This window comes from Paenibacillus sp. yr247, assembly GCF_900103825.1.
Classification (GTDB): domain Bacteria; phylum Bacillota; class Bacilli; order Paenibacillales; family NBRC-103111; genus Paenibacillus_E.
On the sequence record NZ_FNIF01000004.1, the window covers coordinates 193,151 to 209,292 of the forward strand.

The 16,142-nt window shown below is 40.3% G+C and carries 19 protein-coding genes; 4 read left to right on the plus strand and 15 right to left on the minus strand.

Annotated elements, in window-relative coordinates; all coding sequences use genetic code 11:
- The first annotated feature begins 316 nt into the window (after nt 1-316).
- Nucleotides 317-937: a TerC family protein gene (locus BLT91_RS11690; RefSeq protein ID WP_090820948.1), complete on the plus strand. Its 621-nt coding sequence runs from the start codon at nt 317-319 to the stop codon at nt 935-937.
- 5 nt (nt 938-942) lie between these two features.
- On the opposite strand, the gene BLT91_RS11695 is transcribed toward BLT91_RS11690, so the two are convergent.
- The 7 genes from BLT91_RS11695 to BLT91_RS11720 all read right to left on the minus strand — a co-directional run bounded on the left by BLT91_RS11695 (nt 943) and on the right by BLT91_RS11720 (nt 7,071).
- Nucleotides 943-1,410, minus strand: coding sequence for a hypothetical protein (locus BLT91_RS11695; protein ID WP_141224974.1), 468 nt, complete (start codon nt 1,408-1,410; stop codon nt 943-945).
- A 76-nt stretch (nt 1,411-1,486) separates the two neighbouring features.
- Nucleotides 1,487-3,055 carry an SAM-dependent methyltransferase gene (locus BLT91_RS11700; protein ID WP_090820952.1) on the minus strand — a complete coding sequence of 523 codons (1,569 nt, stop codon included), beginning with the start codon at nt 3,053-3,055 and terminating at the stop codon, nt 1,487-1,489.
- A gap of 136 nt (nt 3,056-3,191) precedes the next feature.
- Entirely contained in the window at nt 3,192-3,866 is a 675-nt protein-coding gene (locus BLT91_RS11705) for a hypothetical protein (protein WP_090820954.1), read from the minus strand.
- Between the two features lie 29 nt (nt 3,867-3,895).
- On the minus strand, nt 3,896-5,239 hold the full coding sequence (locus tag BLT91_RS11710; RefSeq protein ID WP_254776899.1) for an arsenic transporter: 1,344 nt from the start codon (nt 5,237-5,239) through the stop codon (nt 3,896-3,898).
- Nucleotides 5,240-5,293: 54 nt separating this feature from the next.
- Nucleotides 5,294-5,446 carry a hypothetical protein gene (locus BLT91_RS31530; RefSeq protein ID WP_175532255.1) on the minus strand — a complete coding sequence of 51 codons (153 nt, stop codon included), beginning with the start codon at nt 5,444-5,446 and terminating at the stop codon, nt 5,294-5,296.
- 186 nt (nt 5,447-5,632) lie between these two features.
- Entirely contained in the window at nt 5,633-6,685 is a 1,053-nt protein-coding gene (locus BLT91_RS11715) for a CotH kinase family protein (RefSeq protein WP_090820956.1), read from the minus strand.
- A 77-nt stretch (nt 6,686-6,762) separates the two neighbouring features.
- Nucleotides 6,763-7,071, minus strand: coding sequence for a hypothetical protein (locus tag BLT91_RS11720; protein ID WP_090820958.1), 309 nt, complete (start codon nt 7,069-7,071; stop codon nt 6,763-6,765).
- Nucleotides 7,072-7,359: 288 nt separating this feature from the next.
- Between BLT91_RS11720 and BLT91_RS11725 the strand changes: the two genes are divergently transcribed.
- Nucleotides 7,360-8,055 (plus strand): hypothetical protein, encoded by a 696-nt coding sequence (locus BLT91_RS11725; RefSeq protein ID WP_090821218.1) that lies wholly within the window; start codon nt 7,360-7,362, stop codon nt 8,053-8,055.
- Between the two features lie 182 nt (nt 8,056-8,237).
- On the opposite strand, the gene BLT91_RS11730 is transcribed toward BLT91_RS11725, so the two are convergent.
- The 5 genes from BLT91_RS11730 to BLT91_RS11750 form a co-directional block, all read right to left on the minus strand.
- Entirely contained in the window at nt 8,238-9,608 is a 1,371-nt protein-coding gene (locus BLT91_RS11730) for a PDZ domain-containing protein (protein WP_090820960.1), read from the minus strand.
- Nucleotides 9,609-9,777: 169 nt separating this feature from the next.
- On the minus strand, nt 9,778-9,957 hold the full coding sequence (locus BLT91_RS11735) for a hypothetical protein (protein ID WP_090820962.1): 180 nt from the start codon (nt 9,955-9,957) through the stop codon (nt 9,778-9,780).
- Nucleotides 9,958-9,985: 28 nt separating this feature from the next.
- Nucleotides 9,986-10,759, minus strand: coding sequence for a phosphoribosylformimino-5-aminoimidazole carboxamide ribotide isomerase (gene hisA / locus BLT91_RS11740; RefSeq protein ID WP_090820964.1), 774 nt, complete (start codon nt 10,757-10,759; stop codon nt 9,986-9,988).
- A 140-nt stretch (nt 10,760-10,899) separates the two neighbouring features.
- Complete coding sequence (locus BLT91_RS11745; protein ID WP_090820966.1) at nt 10,900-11,370, minus strand: hypothetical protein; 471 nt, start codon at nt 11,368-11,370, stop codon at nt 10,900-10,902.
- 15 nt (nt 11,371-11,385) lie between these two features.
- Nucleotides 11,386-11,694 (minus strand): hypothetical protein, encoded by a 309-nt coding sequence (locus BLT91_RS11750; protein ID WP_090820968.1) that lies wholly within the window; start codon nt 11,692-11,694, stop codon nt 11,386-11,388.
- Between the two features lie 310 nt (nt 11,695-12,004).
- On the opposite strand from BLT91_RS11750, the gene BLT91_RS11755 reads away from it, so the two are divergent.
- Nucleotides 12,005-12,304 (plus strand): hypothetical protein, encoded by a 300-nt coding sequence (locus BLT91_RS11755; RefSeq protein ID WP_090820970.1) that lies wholly within the window; start codon nt 12,005-12,007, stop codon nt 12,302-12,304.
- A 105-nt stretch (nt 12,305-12,409) separates the two neighbouring features.
- Nucleotides 12,410-13,078 (plus strand): phosphatase PAP2 family protein, encoded by a 669-nt coding sequence (locus BLT91_RS11760; RefSeq protein WP_090820972.1) that lies wholly within the window; start codon nt 12,410-12,412, stop codon nt 13,076-13,078.
- 29 nt (nt 13,079-13,107) lie between these two features.
- Here the strand turns inward: BLT91_RS11760 and BLT91_RS11765 are convergent, their stop codons facing one another.
- From BLT91_RS11765 to BLT91_RS11775, 3 genes are all read right to left on the minus strand, one after another.
- A complete protein-coding gene (locus BLT91_RS11765) occupies nt 13,108-13,299 on the minus strand; it encodes a hypothetical protein (protein WP_090820974.1) in 192 nt (63 codons plus the stop codon).
- A gap of 185 nt (nt 13,300-13,484) precedes the next feature.
- Nucleotides 13,485-13,919, minus strand: a complete 435-nt coding sequence (locus tag BLT91_RS11770; RefSeq protein ID WP_090820976.1) for an NUDIX hydrolase — start codon at nt 13,917-13,919, stop codon at nt 13,485-13,487.
- 165 nt (nt 13,920-14,084) lie between these two features.
- Complete coding sequence (locus BLT91_RS11775) at nt 14,085-16,007, minus strand: DUF2334 domain-containing protein (RefSeq protein ID WP_175532256.1); 1,923 nt, start codon at nt 16,005-16,007, stop codon at nt 14,085-14,087.
- Nucleotides 16,008-16,142: the final 135 nt, after the last annotated feature.

Below are 16,142 nucleotides of genomic sequence, written 5' to 3' on the forward strand. Positions count from 1 at the left end.
CAAAAGATCCAATAAAAATCAAAGTTCAAATTTTATTCCCTTTAAAACAAACAACCAACAGCCACTGGCTGCTGGTTATTTCCCTACATCGTTGGAGCATTCAAAGCTATCTGAATGTTTTTCAAGTCGTATTTCTAACTCCTTCTTTGACTCGGATGAGAAGTCCATTAGGGCTATGCAATGAATCGTCTCGCCTGGAAAAGCTTACATTGTTTCTAATAAGACTAAGATTATTAGATAATTTTGGAATTTCGCTCATATAATGATCTAAGCTTTCCCCGGACAGGCATGAATCTACATGAGAGGATAACAGTCAATGCAGAATTGGTTCATTATCTTCGTATACAATTTATTTACGAATATCGATAACGCCATCATGATTCAAAATTCACTTAACAAATTTAGCCTAAGGAGCAAATACAAGATCTATCTTTTAATATTCCTCTGCATGCTTCGCATCCTATATATTGCCTGCGTCCAATCATGGACGAAAGTGCCCTACATCAATATTGCAACGGGACTTATTATGTTCATCTTCTCCATTCGGATGGTCATGCCTAAGCAAACAATGAGAAGGCATTTTTCTTTGTTATGGATCTTTAGCAGTGTTGCCGCCTTAGATTTAGTCATGAGTATTGATAGTATTTTGCTATCAGCCAGACTGTCAGATAACGTAGCATTCATCACTATTGGTGTACTTCCGGCATTATTTCTCCTCTTCTTTTTTTCCTCCAAAATGGAAGAGTTCTTTGTCAAAATGCCCTGGATCGAAGTCGCCATCGCCGGCTTGTTAGCCCAATTAGCTGTCTTACAAATAAAAAAACAACCAGGCATCCTGGAATTACTACAAGATGAATGGTTCGATTTAATGGGTATAATCGCTATGTGCGTGATCTGTTTTATAGGTTGGTTTAATTTTTGGAAGAAGACTTCTTAATTTCCTCAATCCAAAACATTTTTAATCTCTTCTATACTTTTTCTGGCTCGGTTGTTGAGCGATTTCTTGTCTTTTAACTGAAAAAAATGAAGCTCATGCCCTGGGTCTACTATCAGTGGTTTTACAATAATATCATCTAGAATCTTCAACGTATGACGATAGGCCGTATACCGTATTTCTTTGGAAATAATATTCTTTAACGATTTGATTAAGTCAATTAGTTTCTCAGCATATATGAGTTTAACGATACTATCTGCTCCCATGATATGGCGGTATACGAATGCGATCACATTCTCAAGAATTCGGGGATCCGGATAATATTTAGCAAGGGATTCTAAACTAGTGATCGCTTCCCAGTCTCTAATTGATAGTTCATTCGTGAACTTATCAATCAGTTCATTGTACCAGTCAACTTCGATCTGTCTTTCTATATCGTATTTCTTATATTCTTCAAGTACACCTTCACGATGCATGTGAAAAAAACTACCTCGATATAAAGTGAATAATCCCTTAGCTCTCTGCTCTAGCTCCTCCATGATATCACCATTTCTATGTATATTCTTTCAAAAGCTTGATAAGCGCTGAAGCTCCTTCATGTTCAGGTGCTATCCTGATTGATTTTTGAGCAAATTCCTCAGCAGCATCTTCCTCACCGATTTCGTAATAGCAAATGGCCATATCATAGAGCACAGAAACGTCATTTTTGTACTCATTCTGTGTTTGTTCGAAGAATTGCAAAGCATCCTTGAACATTTCCATTTGATACAATAACGTTGCGCAGTCCAAAGCTAAGTCACGATTCACTTCCATAGGATAATACCCTGCCCACATCAGTAGAATCCCTTGACGAATATCAGCTAGTTCTTCCTCCTCACACGATGAAAGTAAGTCCGAGAAGCGCTTCGCACTTTGCGTAAAAATTTGAGCATCATAGCCACCCAATCGCCAAAAGGAAAGCAGCTGGTGTATCTCCATGTGATCCAAATGCGCGTCAAACCATTCTTTGATACTGAAAAAGTCATCCGGACCAAAACGCTCAACAAACCGCCGATAGGCTAAACGGGTATTGCCATAGCTGCGCGGCTCGGAAAGCATCAATATACACCCAATGTTCAAATGGTTATAAGGATGTGATGTAAATAAACACATGGCACCCTTTTGCTCAAAAACATGACCAATGGCATGATAATTTGCCGTCAGGGAAAAGCTTCCATGAAGAATCAGTTTGGGAGGCTCGTTATATTCCCAACTCTCTAAGCGGTGGTCGCCTTTATCCGCGGTTAGCAGGACAAATCCCTCTCGTGAAAGCAGATTAAGCCGGTCTAAACATTGCAGTCCAATAGCAGGAAAGAGGACATGTGAATCCTCCAGTTTATGCAAGTACAGCTCTATGATCTCGCGGTAAGGATAAGATTCCTGTTCATACTCAGCCGCTCTGCGATAATGACGATAATGATACTCGGGAATGACGCTCTTCAACCTATCCGAAGCACTAAGTTCGGCAGCTTCATCTGGATAACGAAGAGAAACCATACACTCATAAATCTTATTTTCATCGACATAAATCAGTTCTTGCGGGATACTGTCAAAAAAGTAATTGGCGATAATCAAGAGAGGCTGCTGCAAGTCACCCCTACGGATTCGTATCCCAGATTGCGTCAAGCTAAGCTCTGTATCGGTTACAGCATCAAATTGCGCAAAGTCTAGAACACCCTGCTCCACAAAGGGATATAAGCTGCGGTGCTGCTGCCAATAGGTTACATTTTGGATTGCCAAATCACTCATCACATAGCGAAATGGAGATATTGGGATGCCAGAATAATCCCTCAGCTCGCACAGTTCCTTTAACACGTGAAAGGCTAATCGGCCCGAGCCCGCGCCAAGCTCTAGAATCGTCACAGGTTCAGACTCAGATGTATAACCAAGTCTCGCTCGATCTTGAAGAAATCCAAATATTATCTCCGCATACGCTATAGCAATCATAGGGTTACTTGTTATATATTGTGGTACCTCTTCACTCTGCCAAGCACGAATTCCCTGCTGCTCATAATAAGCACGCTGAAGCTCCCAAATTGGCGCTTCACCGAAACGGTAGATCTTCTGTTCGCTATGTGTCATTCCTTTGAACCTACTTTACTCAAATTATGAAAAAACCATACCCATCTTACCATAAAATACCTCCTATACAAAAAAAGAAAGACAGTTATCCAGCTTAGCGATAACTAGCTTTCTACGAGAACAAGAAATCTATGATTTACATGTTAAATGGTATGCAATTTTTGATGTGTTGGATGTTGTAATGCATCTTTTTCTCATCGGCGGTGACGAGTTCAACAAAAGGGTGGGTCATTTTCTGCAGCAATCCAATCTTGTTGGAATTTAATCCGGAATCAAAACACACAATTTCTCCTTCTAAACCTTTCAGCAATTGTTCAAAAGTGTCCGGGAGTGCAGCAAACGATGGATCAAAAGAACTAGCAGTCATTTGATTTTGTGCTCGCATATAAGGTGTCTGGTGGGTTTCATAGGGACTGATCCATTTTAAGTGAAACTGAGGAATGTACATCACTTGATAGAGCGGTGAATAAAATACGAAATAATCTTGTGCAATATATCTTACATAACCATGAAGTGTCTGATTGTCGGATATATATATTTCAACGAATCGATCGATCGCGCTGCTTAAAATTTGCTGATAAGTGATCATCCCTGTTTGCATAATCGGGACAGGTGGTGGATCCATATTTGTTTTATCTTCGGTAGATAGTTTCACATTTTTAATATGGGCGGTTGGAAGATATAGATACTTCTTTTCCATGTAACTGACGATAACATCGGGTCCAACATCAATTAAATAGCCAATCTTTTCTCGATCCCCTTTCATCTCAATCTGTACCAACTTTCCGATATAATCGTTGAAAAAAGTCATAGTTGAATACCTCCTTTTTAATCATATTTTTAAAAAATCCATTCAACCCAAAAGGCAAGACATACCAACGTGAATATTAAAGCAGGGGGAATCGTTATAAACGTCACCTTGCAATAATCCTTCCAGCTTACTTTCACTTTATTTTGTTTTAGGATATGAAGCCAAATGAGCGAAGCTAGTGTCCCAATTGGTAAAAGTAAAGACCCTAGATCACTACCAACGACGCTGGCTAAATAGGTAACTTTTAAAGTCAGAGGGTCTAACTCCATACCGGTTAACGTGAGTGTTCCGATCATTAAGGCAGGGTGGTTGTTTACTAAAGTAGACAGGACTGTAACTAGTCCACCCATTAGCAAACTCCCATTTAATAAGTCCCCTAAAGCTAACGGCTTAAGATAACTGACCAGCATATGCGTGAGGCCAATATTATTTAATCCATAAATGATCACATACATGCCGAAAGCAAATACGAGAATATGCCAGGGAGTCTTTTTGACCATATCAGCAGGAGATATTTTGAGATAATACCAGCGCCAAGTGAGTAGAATGGCTGAACCTAGAACAGCCACGATACTGACGGGTATCCCGAAATAAGAGGCGATAAATAAACTTACCCGTACCATAAATACAAACAATAATATATTCCTCATAAATTTTGCTCTATTTTTAATGGCTGGCATCGCAGTTGAAGGTTTAGCGTGTAAGGGATGCTGTCTAGGTACTTTCGGATTTAATGGCAATCTCTTTGGCAGGATGCGATAGAAACTTAGGAATAGTAGGAATGCGAAAACTAGCAATCCCAATGTAGAAGGAATAAACATCATTAACGTATGCATATATAAATCCATTCCAACAATTTTGAGTGCAATGAGATTAACAATATTGCTTACACCGATAGGAGCACTAGAAGCAGTAGCGATTAGAGCACCAGAGAGTAAATAGGGTATTTTCTGATGATTTTTCAACCCCAGATTTTGAAGAACAATAATTAATATGGGCGTTGTAATCATAATGCTGCCATCGTTGTTAAAGAAGAGTGTCATCAGAAAACAAAGTAGGATGACGTACCAGAATAGACGGAGCCCTGAGCCTTTGGCTCGAGCTATCAAACCTTCAGCCGCCCATTGAAAGAATCCAAAGCTTTCTAATACGATTGCCATTACGATGGTAGCCATAATGGTGATAACAGCGTCACTGATGGTGTCTGTAATTTTTAGCAAATCAGCGAAAGAAACACTCCCGCTAAGAAGGACGAGTAATGCGCCTCCTGTGGCCGGAATCGCTTCATTCAATTCCTTAGGGCGCCAAAGAATGAGTACAACTGTCATTACAAACGCCGCTATCGTAAGGGTTATCATTGTGGAACCGAACATGATTTTTCACCCCGCTTTGAGAAAATTGATCTTAATGAATTTCTGAGTCCAACCCTATCGGGCGTCGATTCTCTTGATGTATGCCATATCCGGCATAGTCAAATCTTTGGAAGATAAAACGACTTCCTCCTCGAATTCTAAAGAAGGTGGCTTCACTAAAAAGAATAGTAGATTTCCCGCTAACATAATAATTAACAGGACGACCATTGTCATTCCCTCCCTTCTTCCCTTTACTACCATCTATCATTAGTAGATATTGATACTGTATGTATACGAGACCTGTCTATGTTTTGCTATAAACTGTTACCCTCATCTTTCAAAGATTCCACTCCTGTCTAGTAAATGAGAACTTGGAACAATAAAAAAACCAAATGCTACCCGGCATTTGGTCAGTTAAAGCTTTTCTAGTTCTTTGCTAATAATTGTTCGCCGTTCCTTCACGTAGTTCTGAATGAATTCGGGTTCACCTTTAAATTTTGAGTATGACCACTTTCTATTATGGTCTTTCAACATATAAGGAGCTATTGTACCGTGTAAATGCTCGATGATAGGAGATAACTGATTCAAAGTAAACGTGGTTTGCAGAATGGAAGTAAGAATTTGTTTATAACGCAGCCTAACGCTTGGGAATTCCATCAATTTATTGGTTAGACCGTTGTACCCTTTAATTCTCACCAAATCACTCCCGCATGCTTTCCCATAGCAGTTTCTCCCCCAAGTGCCTTCGTAATCCCAGGGAATGATGCGATATAATTTCGTAGGCTTATGGCGGTAGATCGCATAGTTCTGATCAAATCCATCAAAGTTTCCCGTAAAAACCGCACCTGCTAGCCATCGTAAATAATTATCAACATCCAAATTGGATTGCAAATAAGTAAACAATGGTTTACTAGTCAGTTTATTGATTTGGGAAATGAATGCGCTCAGCTCTATTTTTTCGTTGCTGACGCCCATGATTTGCTCATATCCTTTAAACATCGACGTCTTTCTCTTATTTTTTTCCGGGTGAAACAGTTCAAAGTTGGCATCATCATCTACGGCATAGAACAGGGATTGTGCACTAATCTGTCTCTGCCTGAAGAAGTTCTTGTCGACAGACTCTATTTCCAAATAAACCCCTTTTGTCTCCCCGTTTAGCTTCAACTGAAAATGTTCCGTTTGTGGGCTTGGGACGCCGATAAGTTGAAAAAATCGAAATGACAGCGCATTTCGAATCATCGAAGGATCGTCGTAATCTGCATTCAGATGGTATGTTTTCCCCCCACTTACAATTTCATATGATTTCTTCGCATACTCACGCGTGTGCCCCCCCCGATAACGGACCTTAATTGCATCGCGATTTCCTTTATCGATGAGTACACCGTTTACGAAGTGTGTACTCCAAACATCTGCATTTAGCTTTTTAAGCTGCTGCTCTTGGATTACGATATGTCGAATCGGTATCATAGTACACCGCCATTTCTACATAATAAAAAGTCTATCTATAATAGATAGACTTCCATCCTAGAGTAATTTATTCGAGATTAACAACGTTTGCCACGGCTCTTGTTCCCTCTTGATTTATTTCCGCGAGACTTGTTGCCTCTTGATTTATTGCCACGAGACTTGTTGCCTCTTGATTTATTGCCACGAGATTTGTTACCTCTTGATTTGTGGGGACCCATTTTTTTACCTATTGATTTGTGAGGACCCATTTTTTTACCTCTAGATTTGTTGCCTCTTGATTTGTTGCCTCTTGATTTGTTGCCTCTTGATTTATTTCCTTTAGATTTGTTACCTCTTGATTTGTTGCCTTTAGATTTGTCGCAATCAGAAGAAATACTAGCCAACATCTTCAAAACCTCCTTTAGTTTTAATAGTATAGTCTATGAAAGTAGGTTTGATTTGGATAGAGATATTGGTTGATATGGACAAATTAATTTATTAGTAAGTTCTGTAATTCATGTCTAGTTCAGTGTAGATTATCTCAGAAATATCGCAAATATAGATTGGAATCTAGTACCGATCTTTAGCGGATACATATACTTATATTACAAATGCGCAGCCATGACATGGGTTCTCGAGGTGAACACACAAGTTTTCGGCACTGCTGATAGAGAGGAGGTACAACTGTGGAAACTATGACTTTATGGATTGACAGGCAAGTAGAACTAAAGCTTTCGGGGATTCAACTGCCCTTAAAGGGAGTGCTGCTAGAGGTAAGCAGTGATCTTATCGTTATTTACAATGAATTTCATTTTTACTATATTCCAACGATCCATTTACAATATTTAAAGCTAGATCCTTATGCAAGTTCTTCCATAGACCCGCCTACCGAATATCCTTTTGATCTTCAATCCACTCCGATCTCCTATCGAAAGATGCTGATGAGCGCGAAGGGAATGTTCGTTGAAATATATATTACAGGCAATCAAAGTGTACATGGATATTTAACTCATATCATGAATGATTATTTTGCATTTCATTCCCCTGTTTTTCATACCATTTTCATTTCGATGAAGCATGTCAAATACGTGGTCCCATATCATCCGAATACGACACCCTACTCGATGAAAATCGAAAATTTTCTCTTGCAGCCCTCACAAGTTACGTTCTCACGCACATTTGAACAACAAATAAAAAAGCTAGAAAGTATGTTTGTTGTCTTTGATCTCGGAGAAAATTCGAGCAAAATTGGTGTCCTCCACTCTGCTGACCATCCTTTTCTTGAGCTTCATACAGCTACTGGAAAAACGATACTGCATAGCGAACATGTGAAAACGATTCACCTGCCCGCCGTGCGCAAAGGTGACAATTTTGCAGGACGCATGCTCTAACCTTGACGTCCGCCCGGACGTCATTTTGATTTACCACTTGGTAGTCCTGATTATGGCTGGCATCCGCACATGTCTAGTCGATTGGGCTTATTCCGACTCATTCAAACATCAGGCGATCATATGATAACCCCTCAATTCGATCCTAAGCGTATAGCCCGAAAGCTTTATGAAGCAGCTAGAGACTAGGAACAAGAAGACAATGTTTTTTGTTTTGGATTGGTTCGCAGCCAATTCAACATATCATCTAGCGTACGCACGGGCACGATTTTCAGTCCGGGCGCTCCTTTTCTCGCTTCAGACTCATTTGAAGCCGGAACAAAGAACACATCGGCATCCGTTCTGCTGATACTATAGGCTTTCTGCTCTAAGCCCCCAACAGGACCTATTGAACCATCTGGCTCCATAGTTCCCGTACCTGCCACATGATTGCCGTAAGTTACACCGCATGGTGTAAGCTGATCAATCAGGGTTAGAGCTAGCATCGCCCCATGGGAGGGTCCGCCCTCGTGTAATAAATAGTTATGATACCTTACTGTATCTGGAATATCATACTGCATTTCATTGGCAACTTGAATGCCGAAAGCTGCACGGTTAGGATCGTCCGGATTTACACGCGTCCCTACTGAGAGGGTAACTCGCTGTCCGCCGCGCAGCACCGAAACCGAAACCTGATCACCGGGTTTAGTTAATTTCATGCGATCTGTGAGCTCTTGAACCGTTGTAACGGGATACCCGTTTACTTGCTCGATCACATCGCCAAGCTGCAAGATACTAGCGGCAGGACTATCTTTTACAATAGCCGTGATGCGAACGCCATGTGAGGTGATTCCTTTTCCTTTGCCAATCTTCTGAAAAGCGATTGCACTTCCTGCGGCGTTTGCATCAGCCTTCATAGTCCTTACTTCTTGATTGTATTCGCCCAAAGACATGCCCAGATTCTCAACTTCAAATGTATAATTAGCAAAAAACTTCGCATATAGCCAATCGATTGGAAAAGCGGGTCGCTCAAAAACAAGCACACCAGAGATTTCTCCGTGCACATTCCCCCCATTTGCCTGCGCATAACGGTTCATATTTAGGGTCAATCCCGGATAAGTAACCAAATAATTCGTCGGCCAAAACAAAATTAATAACAGACACAAAGTTGAAATAAACGAGGTTATACTCTTCACAGGCAGCTTTCGACGCATCCGCTCATGGAAAAATAGATCAACAAAGACAAGTAACCAGGTTATCACAAAAGCACTTGCCGAATATTCAACCTTCTTCGGAATCGTGAGCAGTATGATTAAACTTACCAATCCTGCTGCGAATACAGCTCCACTTCTGACTCGCGCCCAAGCTTCTTTTTTTGACAACATATGCAGTATTGACGCCGACATCCAAATGAATGGAATCAAAGCAAGGGCATAAATCAATAGATCAATGACATCAATCCAGTAAATCCTTGCCCCAATTCGTAAAGGATCCGGCAGCCAAATTAACTCACCTGTTACACCTAATAAAATGGCCAAGACCATACCCAAATAGTAAAGACTTTGCCAGAATCTCATTCTGAAACACGTCCTTTTATCATAACTTGTTAAAAAAGTAGCAGACACTCCATGATTAGAGCATCCGCTACTTTTGGGGTTGGATGAGTGATTAATCAGCTTCTGCGATCTTATTAATCTCAATGAGAAGTGGCTCCCAGCCGACCTCTTTTATCGCATCCTGATAGCGTTATTCGCTATTCGGGACAGTGGCATAATCTCCCTGTGTAACCACTAGAAGCTTGCTCTCCTCTTGAGCTGACAACTGGTAAGTGACGGTCGTGTGATTTTCCGGAATATCTTCATATTCACTGTTAGGATCAAAGGTAGTATAAGCTAGAAAGGTGCCTGGCGCAATGCTAACGAACAATTAATGACTCAGCCATTCATACTGCCTCCTATTTATTAGTCATAGTCAACTCTTTCATGTATTTCACAACTTGATCGTAAGAGAGATTGCCACCAAAAATGTCCAATGCACTCCCAATAGTAATATCTAGATTTCCACCAGACAATTCTCTAAACAGCTCTATATCTGCAAATGATCTTGCCCCGCCTGCGTAGGTAGTTGGAATTGTAACCCATTCTGCTAACGTACTGACCAGACTTTGCTGAATACCGCTTTGTTTGCCTTCTACATCGACAGCGTGTATAAGAAACTCATCACAATATTGTTCAAGAAAACGAATATTTTCTTCATTCAGTTCGAAATTGCTTAATTGCTTCCATTGATTTGTAGCAACAAACCATTTGCCATCCTTCTCTTTACAGCTGAGATCTATGACTAATTCGTTTTTTCCTACCTCAGATACGATTTTATTTAGATTTCCCAGGTTTAGTTGGCCGTCGCGGAAAATATAGGAGGTCACGACAACATGCGATGCGCCGCGATCCAGATAGTAGCTTGCATTCTCAGCTTGAATACCTCCGCCTATTTGTAAACCACCAGGATATTCTTGAAGTGCGCTTACGGCTTCAGCTTTGTTTCCGTCACCCAGCATGATGACATGTCCACCCAGTAAATGATCCCGCTTAAACATCGCGGCATAATACGTTGAATCATAAGAGGAAACAAAATTCTCAATGATATCCTTACCCTCCGTGCCTAATGTTTCACCTACAATTTGTTTGACTTTACCGTTATGGAGATCGATGCAAGGTCGAAATTTCATGAAAATACCCCCACTACCTTTAAATGTTCCTAGATCAATTTTCCATTAATTATAACACACTCTTCAATTGGACCTACATTTCTAAATAAAAGAAAACCCCATCGATAGATGAGGTTAATTTGTTTATGCCGTATATAGGATTACTTCTTAGCAAATCCTTCTTCTTCCATGTATTCCTGAACCTCTTCATAGGTTTCAAAGGCACAATCCAGATTGCTCCCTGCATAGACATACCATAAATCTTCAACGAATGTTACGACGAGGAGATGGCCTTCTTCATCCATCCAACGCTCTTCCGTATCCGAATCAGTCTTTGGAACCTTTTTGGATGATTTACCCGTTAAAGAAAGAATCGACTTCTCGATAATTTCTCGCAGCTCTTCCGCACCAAAATCACGAATATTGATTAATCCTTTGTCGTCCGTAGCGTACCCTTTGACATATTCGGCATATACATAGCCATTTCCGTTTGGGTGCAGGTGATAAACAACCGTCTTCTTATCATAAGCACTGTCTTCATAATGAAAATTGATCCGGCCAAGTGAAACATTCTTACGTTGTAACTCCGGAAATGATTCCACGATTGCTAACTTTTCTTCTAAACTAAGCATACAAGCCTCCGTAATTTACTCGATAACCTGGATTTTAAACACGTTTTCCAATTTTCCGTCCGTTCTTTTTTTCAAAGGCACTTTAATATCTCTGCCGAGTTCTTTGAAAAAAGTCTCTACATCACATTGCACATTGGAAAGGATAACTTTGAATGAACCGTCTTCGACAATGTTCTGATTTGCATCTACAGGAACCTTAATATCAACCGCATATTTCTTCGTTAATGTGTTGATGTATCGGCTGAAAATTTCAATTAATTCCTCATTATTAAAATTTTCAATAACCAGTTTGCCTTTGTTCGTAAAATTTAAATGAACGTTCACTTTTAAATGCCCCTTTTCCATTAAACCGTTTATTTTCTTGTGGGTATAGAACTTGGTTGATAATCATATGGTTCTTTTTCGTTGAAAAGGATCCAATCCACGAGTCGGCTTTACATCGTACAAATAATGCTTCTCTTCTATTTTACTTGTTTTCATGCGTATGAAGCAATACAAAAGCCGAATTGATTTTGAAAATAAAAAAAAGCAGGTCATTTCCTGCCACTTTTTGAATTATATTGTATAATTATAACACACTTTCAATTATTCTAAGCCTTAATGATAAAATTATACGTAAAGGATGGTAGTCCACATGGCCTTTGGCGTAAAAAGAGAAGAACTTCAAGCATGGAAGGCTGCCGTGAGTCAAGGTGAGATTGCCTTTTTAACCCATTTCTGGCTAGATGATCGTTTTCCTGACATTCGTACCGTCACAAAGGTGGGCTGTTCTGATATTGATCGGTTATTCAATTGGTGTTTATCTCATGGGCTCAACCCACAATATATACACTATAGCCCATCCTATCCGCACTTCGACCTTTTCGGCCCCCTTCAAAAGAAAATATTACAGTTTGAAAAGCAATGGGATCAAATCGAGAAATATAAGCTTTAAACCGAATATATCTAAAATCCCTAGCTTCGTATAAATGAATTAACCGTAAGCTATACTATTTACATCTTAAATTAATAGTAAAATTCCAACAATAAGGAACTTATCATGATTCCAAAACTAAAAATTACTTTCGTTCTCATTCTTAGTATCCTAGCGTTACTTTGTTTCAGTGTTATTGCCTCCATTATTCAAGGTAAGTGGATCGCACAATTCGATCAAGCCTTGATTTCCGTCATTCAAGGTTTGGAATCACCTGAACTCACTGTTTTCATGAAAGTATTTACCTTCATTGGTTCAGGCACGATGGTGGTCATCCTCAGTCTCTCTTTCATTCTTTTTATTTATTTTGTTTTACATCATCGTTTGGAGCTCATTTTCTTTATTGTTGTCATAGCGGGTACTGGCTTATTCAATTATCTCCTCAAGTTATATTTTGCTCGTCAAAGACCCGACCTGCATAGACTTATACAAGAGACTAGCTACAGCTTCCCAAGCGGTCATTCCATGGAAGCCTTTGCCCTATACACGTCCCTTGCATTTCTGCTTTGGCGGCATCTCTCCACGCGAACCGGAAGAAGTATCATCATCATGCTATGCATCGGTATGATCCTTCTTATAGGCATAAGTCGGATTTATCTTGGGGTACATTATCCGAGTGATGTGATTGGCGGCTACTTGGCAAGCGGTATCTGGTTCACTTTAGCGGTATGGCTATTTCAGTGGTACAAAGAATACCTTGATTACAATAAAAAAGCAAAACGAATAACCTCCTAAATGTTCATATGAACTTCGGAGGTTTTTTCCTATGAGTCCTTGGTTTTTTTTCTTAAACGAGTCTCATAACGACTAATAGTAATAATAGAATACTCGCCAAATGTCAAGATTCGTTCACGGGCAGGCGCCGGGAATTCAGAATTATTGACATCTATTAAATCATCAAGTTCATTGTACCAGGGCAATAGATTCATTTTGATAATTAACACTTGGTTTTTCACTGTCGAATTCCACCTTTTCAACGCTATATTATAGTTTATTCGCGTCACGTTGCTAGTGTCCTAGATGAATAGCCGATAAAGGTTGTGTTAATCCCCAATTCTTCTAATTTCTATGTAAATGTCCCATAAACAAAGGACTAGAATCATTGACATTAGACCCGTTTAATAGGAACTTGACATTACAACTACCTCCAACCTACACTTTCAAACCAAAGTCCTTGCTGTTTTTTCTCTAATGCAACCCTTATGTAGCTAACCATATTATCCGGGAGCTCCATCAAGTGAAACCACTTCAATTCTGCGCATTTCTCTGGCTCTTTATTAATAATTTCGCCATTCCAGCTATATGCGATCAGAAAAAAGTCCACCCATTCCGAAGTCGTATTTTTACGATGCATGATACCGACGATTTCTAACTCAGTAGGCTCGATGTCGACCCCTGCCTCTTCTTTCGCTTCTCTTATGGCAGCAGAGATAACCTCCTCACTACCATCCATCCTGCCTGCAACAACACTCCAATTGCCGTCTTGAAATCCGGTATTTTGTCTTTTCAGCAGTAATACCTCTTCGTTTCGATAAAAAAATACGTGCACAGAACCGTATAAAATAGGTGCTTTCATCCTGATCCTCCATGATCTAGTTCGCCATAAACCCTGGTCATCTTCAATTTACCTACTCCATTGTAAAGGGTACGAAATGATTTGAACAACTTTTTTGTTCTTTCTTGAGCTAACACCTTTGTATTTAAGCAAAAGAGGGCGCTGATTAGCACCCTCCCGAGCTTCCTATTCATTTACATTCTGACTCTGAAACGATAAAGCAACATCTAAATGAGCATCATCACTTGGATATATCGCGATATCATCTTTCCCGTTTCCATCGAAATCTGCTACAGCTAACTGTACGTTTGCTCTTCCCCATGGTCCGAAAACAGAGAGCATCCTGTATTCGTTCTCCGTTGTTTGCTGATAAACACGGTTCGTTAAATTTTTAGAATCCCAACGTAAAATATCTTCCTTACCATCCCCATTAAAATCACCGAATCGGATGCTGCCAAGCTCATCGGGAATGTTCAGAGTCACTTTATTTAGCTTCCATTGCAAGGTCACCTTATCAAGCTCAAATTCCACACCTTGCGAGGTATTCTCTTTAAATAAAAACAGACTCTGCTGATCCTTGTTACGTAAATTTCTGACGATTAAATCCCTTGAGGAATTTGATCTGAACGTGTAGGGTTTGATCGCTTTAGCTTCACTACCGTGTAAATAGACACCTAGAAGTTGGCTTCGATCCTGCGACTGACCCGCAAGTACACAATCCCCATTCGTCTGACGCAATTCATATAAATCGTACCAACGATTTGCCGGAATCGTCCAAATTTGGTCGCGTGCAAAAGCACTCCCACTTGACGTGTAACTCTCAAGCTTGCCAGTAGGCCGAACGACCCAAAGTCCCTTTTTAGTTCGATCATTCCTACTATTTAGTGTAAAAGCAGAGCCATCTGTATAAGGAACGGATGCCCACACTTGTTGTGCAGGTTGGCTATCATTGCGTAATGCTTGGTATTGGCCTTGCATAACTGACATATTGGCGGTCTTCTTATCCCAGCTCACAATGTCCATTTGGCTTCTACCTGTTACACTTCCAATTTGTACAAGCGTAGATTTCGTGCTTCCAATCTTCAATCGTCCCGCTGGTGTAAAGGGTACGTAATCATTTATGGAATAGAACGGATAACCTTTTAAGTGAATTTGTGTGACGAGCCTTTGTAAAACACTTTTATTCTCTTCTGCGTATTGGTACGCCGGAATACCGTCCTTCATCACAGGTTCACCTAATTCATCTACGATCGGCTCCAGATGACTGAACTCCAAAAAAGGATGATAAAAAAAGGAATTAATCCGTTCCGTTTTCCCCATTTGATTCAGAATAAACTTCTCATCTTTACCGTATGGAATGTACGAAAGTGTAGTCGGAACGAAAACATTTCCTAATGATGGGTTCCCATAACCCTTGTTCAGGACATTCTCATATTGGGCCGCAGGTGGGTTGGGATTAAGGGTAACATCCGGCTGATAAAAGAGTCCAAAATAAGAACGAAACACCTTATCCTGTTCCGGAGTTGTATGATAATGCGGCGCTTCCCAGAAATGGGGGGTGATTCCTGCCTTGCGAAACCGTTTCAACCCCTCTTTCACCCGATTTTCGGCAAAAGCAACAGTTGCTGTCTCAGGCATATCACTCACATTGAATTCATTGCCTACACCTGATGCATGATGTCCATCCTCACGGCGAACATCTCCCGCCTGATGGGTATAACCATGCATGCCAATTGTTCCATTATGCTCGATTGCCTCACGAAGAACGGTGTCAAAAGATTGGATATAGCGATTATCCAATTGATCTATCGAGCGATCATAGCGCGTACCGTCGGCCATAATATTTATCCAACGCGGAACTACAGCCATACTGTAGTGAACATGCTGTTGATTCAAATAGTCGAGGACAGCTCTCAGCTTACCCAGTCCTTCAAGCGAGCCATAATAGCCACCTGGACCGATGTCCTCCAACCGGATCATCATGAATCGCGGATTATTGTCGGCTCCTTCTACGGTCATGATATGATATAAACCAATGAATAACCCACATGAAACCATGGCCGCTATCATAAATCGCAACCACGTACTTTTTTGTAATAAGATCCTCATAAAAGCAAACTCCCCCCAAGGATGCTGGACCATTTTATCTATATAAATAACGCATTAGTGCTATAAGTCTATTATTGGACGTGTTTAAACCAAATCCCTGCATATTCAGGTACGACGTGCCAGTTATTTGTCCTT

Bases quoted from the DNA above. Each gene is read 5' to 3' on its own strand.
- BLT91_RS11690 (WP_090820948.1), top strand. From the start codon at position 317: ATGCAGAATTGGTTCATTATCTTCGTATACAATTTATTTACGAATATC.
- BLT91_RS11695 (WP_141224974.1), bottom strand. From the start codon at position 1,410: ATGCATCGTGAAGGTGTACTTGAAGAATATAAGAAATACGATATAGAA.
- BLT91_RS11700 (WP_090820952.1), bottom strand. From the start codon at position 3,055: ATGACACATAGCGAACAGAAGATCTACCGTTTCGGTGAAGCGCCAATT.
- BLT91_RS11705 (WP_090820954.1), bottom strand. From the start codon at position 3,866: ATGACTTTTTTCAACGATTATATCGGAAAGTTGGTACAGATTGAGATG.
- BLT91_RS11710 (WP_254776899.1), bottom strand. From the start codon at position 5,239: ATGTTCGGTTCCACAATGATAACCCTTACGATAGCGGCGTTTGTAATG.
- BLT91_RS31530 (WP_175532255.1), bottom strand. From the start codon at position 5,446: ATGGTCGTCCTGTTAATTATTATGTTAGCGGGAAATCTACTATTCTTT.
- BLT91_RS11715 (WP_090820956.1), bottom strand. From the start codon at position 6,685: ATGATACCGATTCGACATATCGTAATCCAAGAGCAGCAGCTTAAAAAG.
- BLT91_RS11720 (WP_090820958.1), bottom strand. From the start codon at position 7,071: ATGTTGGCTAGTATTTCTTCTGATTGCGACAAATCTAAAGGCAACAAA.
- BLT91_RS11725 (WP_090821218.1), top strand. From the start codon at position 7,360: ATGACTTTATGGATTGACAGGCAAGTAGAACTAAAGCTTTCGGGGATT.
- BLT91_RS11730 (WP_090820960.1), bottom strand. From the start codon at position 9,608: ATGAGATTCTGGCAAAGTCTTTACTATTTGGGTATGGTCTTGGCCATT.
- hisA (WP_090820964.1), bottom strand. From the start codon at position 10,759: ATGAAATTTCGACCTTGCATCGATCTCCATAACGGTAAAGTCAAACAA.
- BLT91_RS11745 (WP_090820966.1), bottom strand. From the start codon at position 11,370: ATGCTTAGTTTAGAAGAAAAGTTAGCAATCGTGGAATCATTTCCGGAG.
- BLT91_RS11755 (WP_090820970.1), top strand. From the start codon at position 12,005: ATGGCCTTTGGCGTAAAAAGAGAAGAACTTCAAGCATGGAAGGCTGCC.
- BLT91_RS11760 (WP_090820972.1), top strand. From the start codon at position 12,410: ATGATTCCAAAACTAAAAATTACTTTCGTTCTCATTCTTAGTATCCTA.
- BLT91_RS11770 (WP_090820976.1), bottom strand. From the start codon at position 13,919: ATGAAAGCACCTATTTTATACGGTTCTGTGCACGTATTTTTTTATCGA.
- BLT91_RS11775 (WP_175532256.1), bottom strand. From the start codon at position 16,007: ATGAGGATCTTATTACAAAAAAGTACGTGGTTGCGATTTATGATAGCG.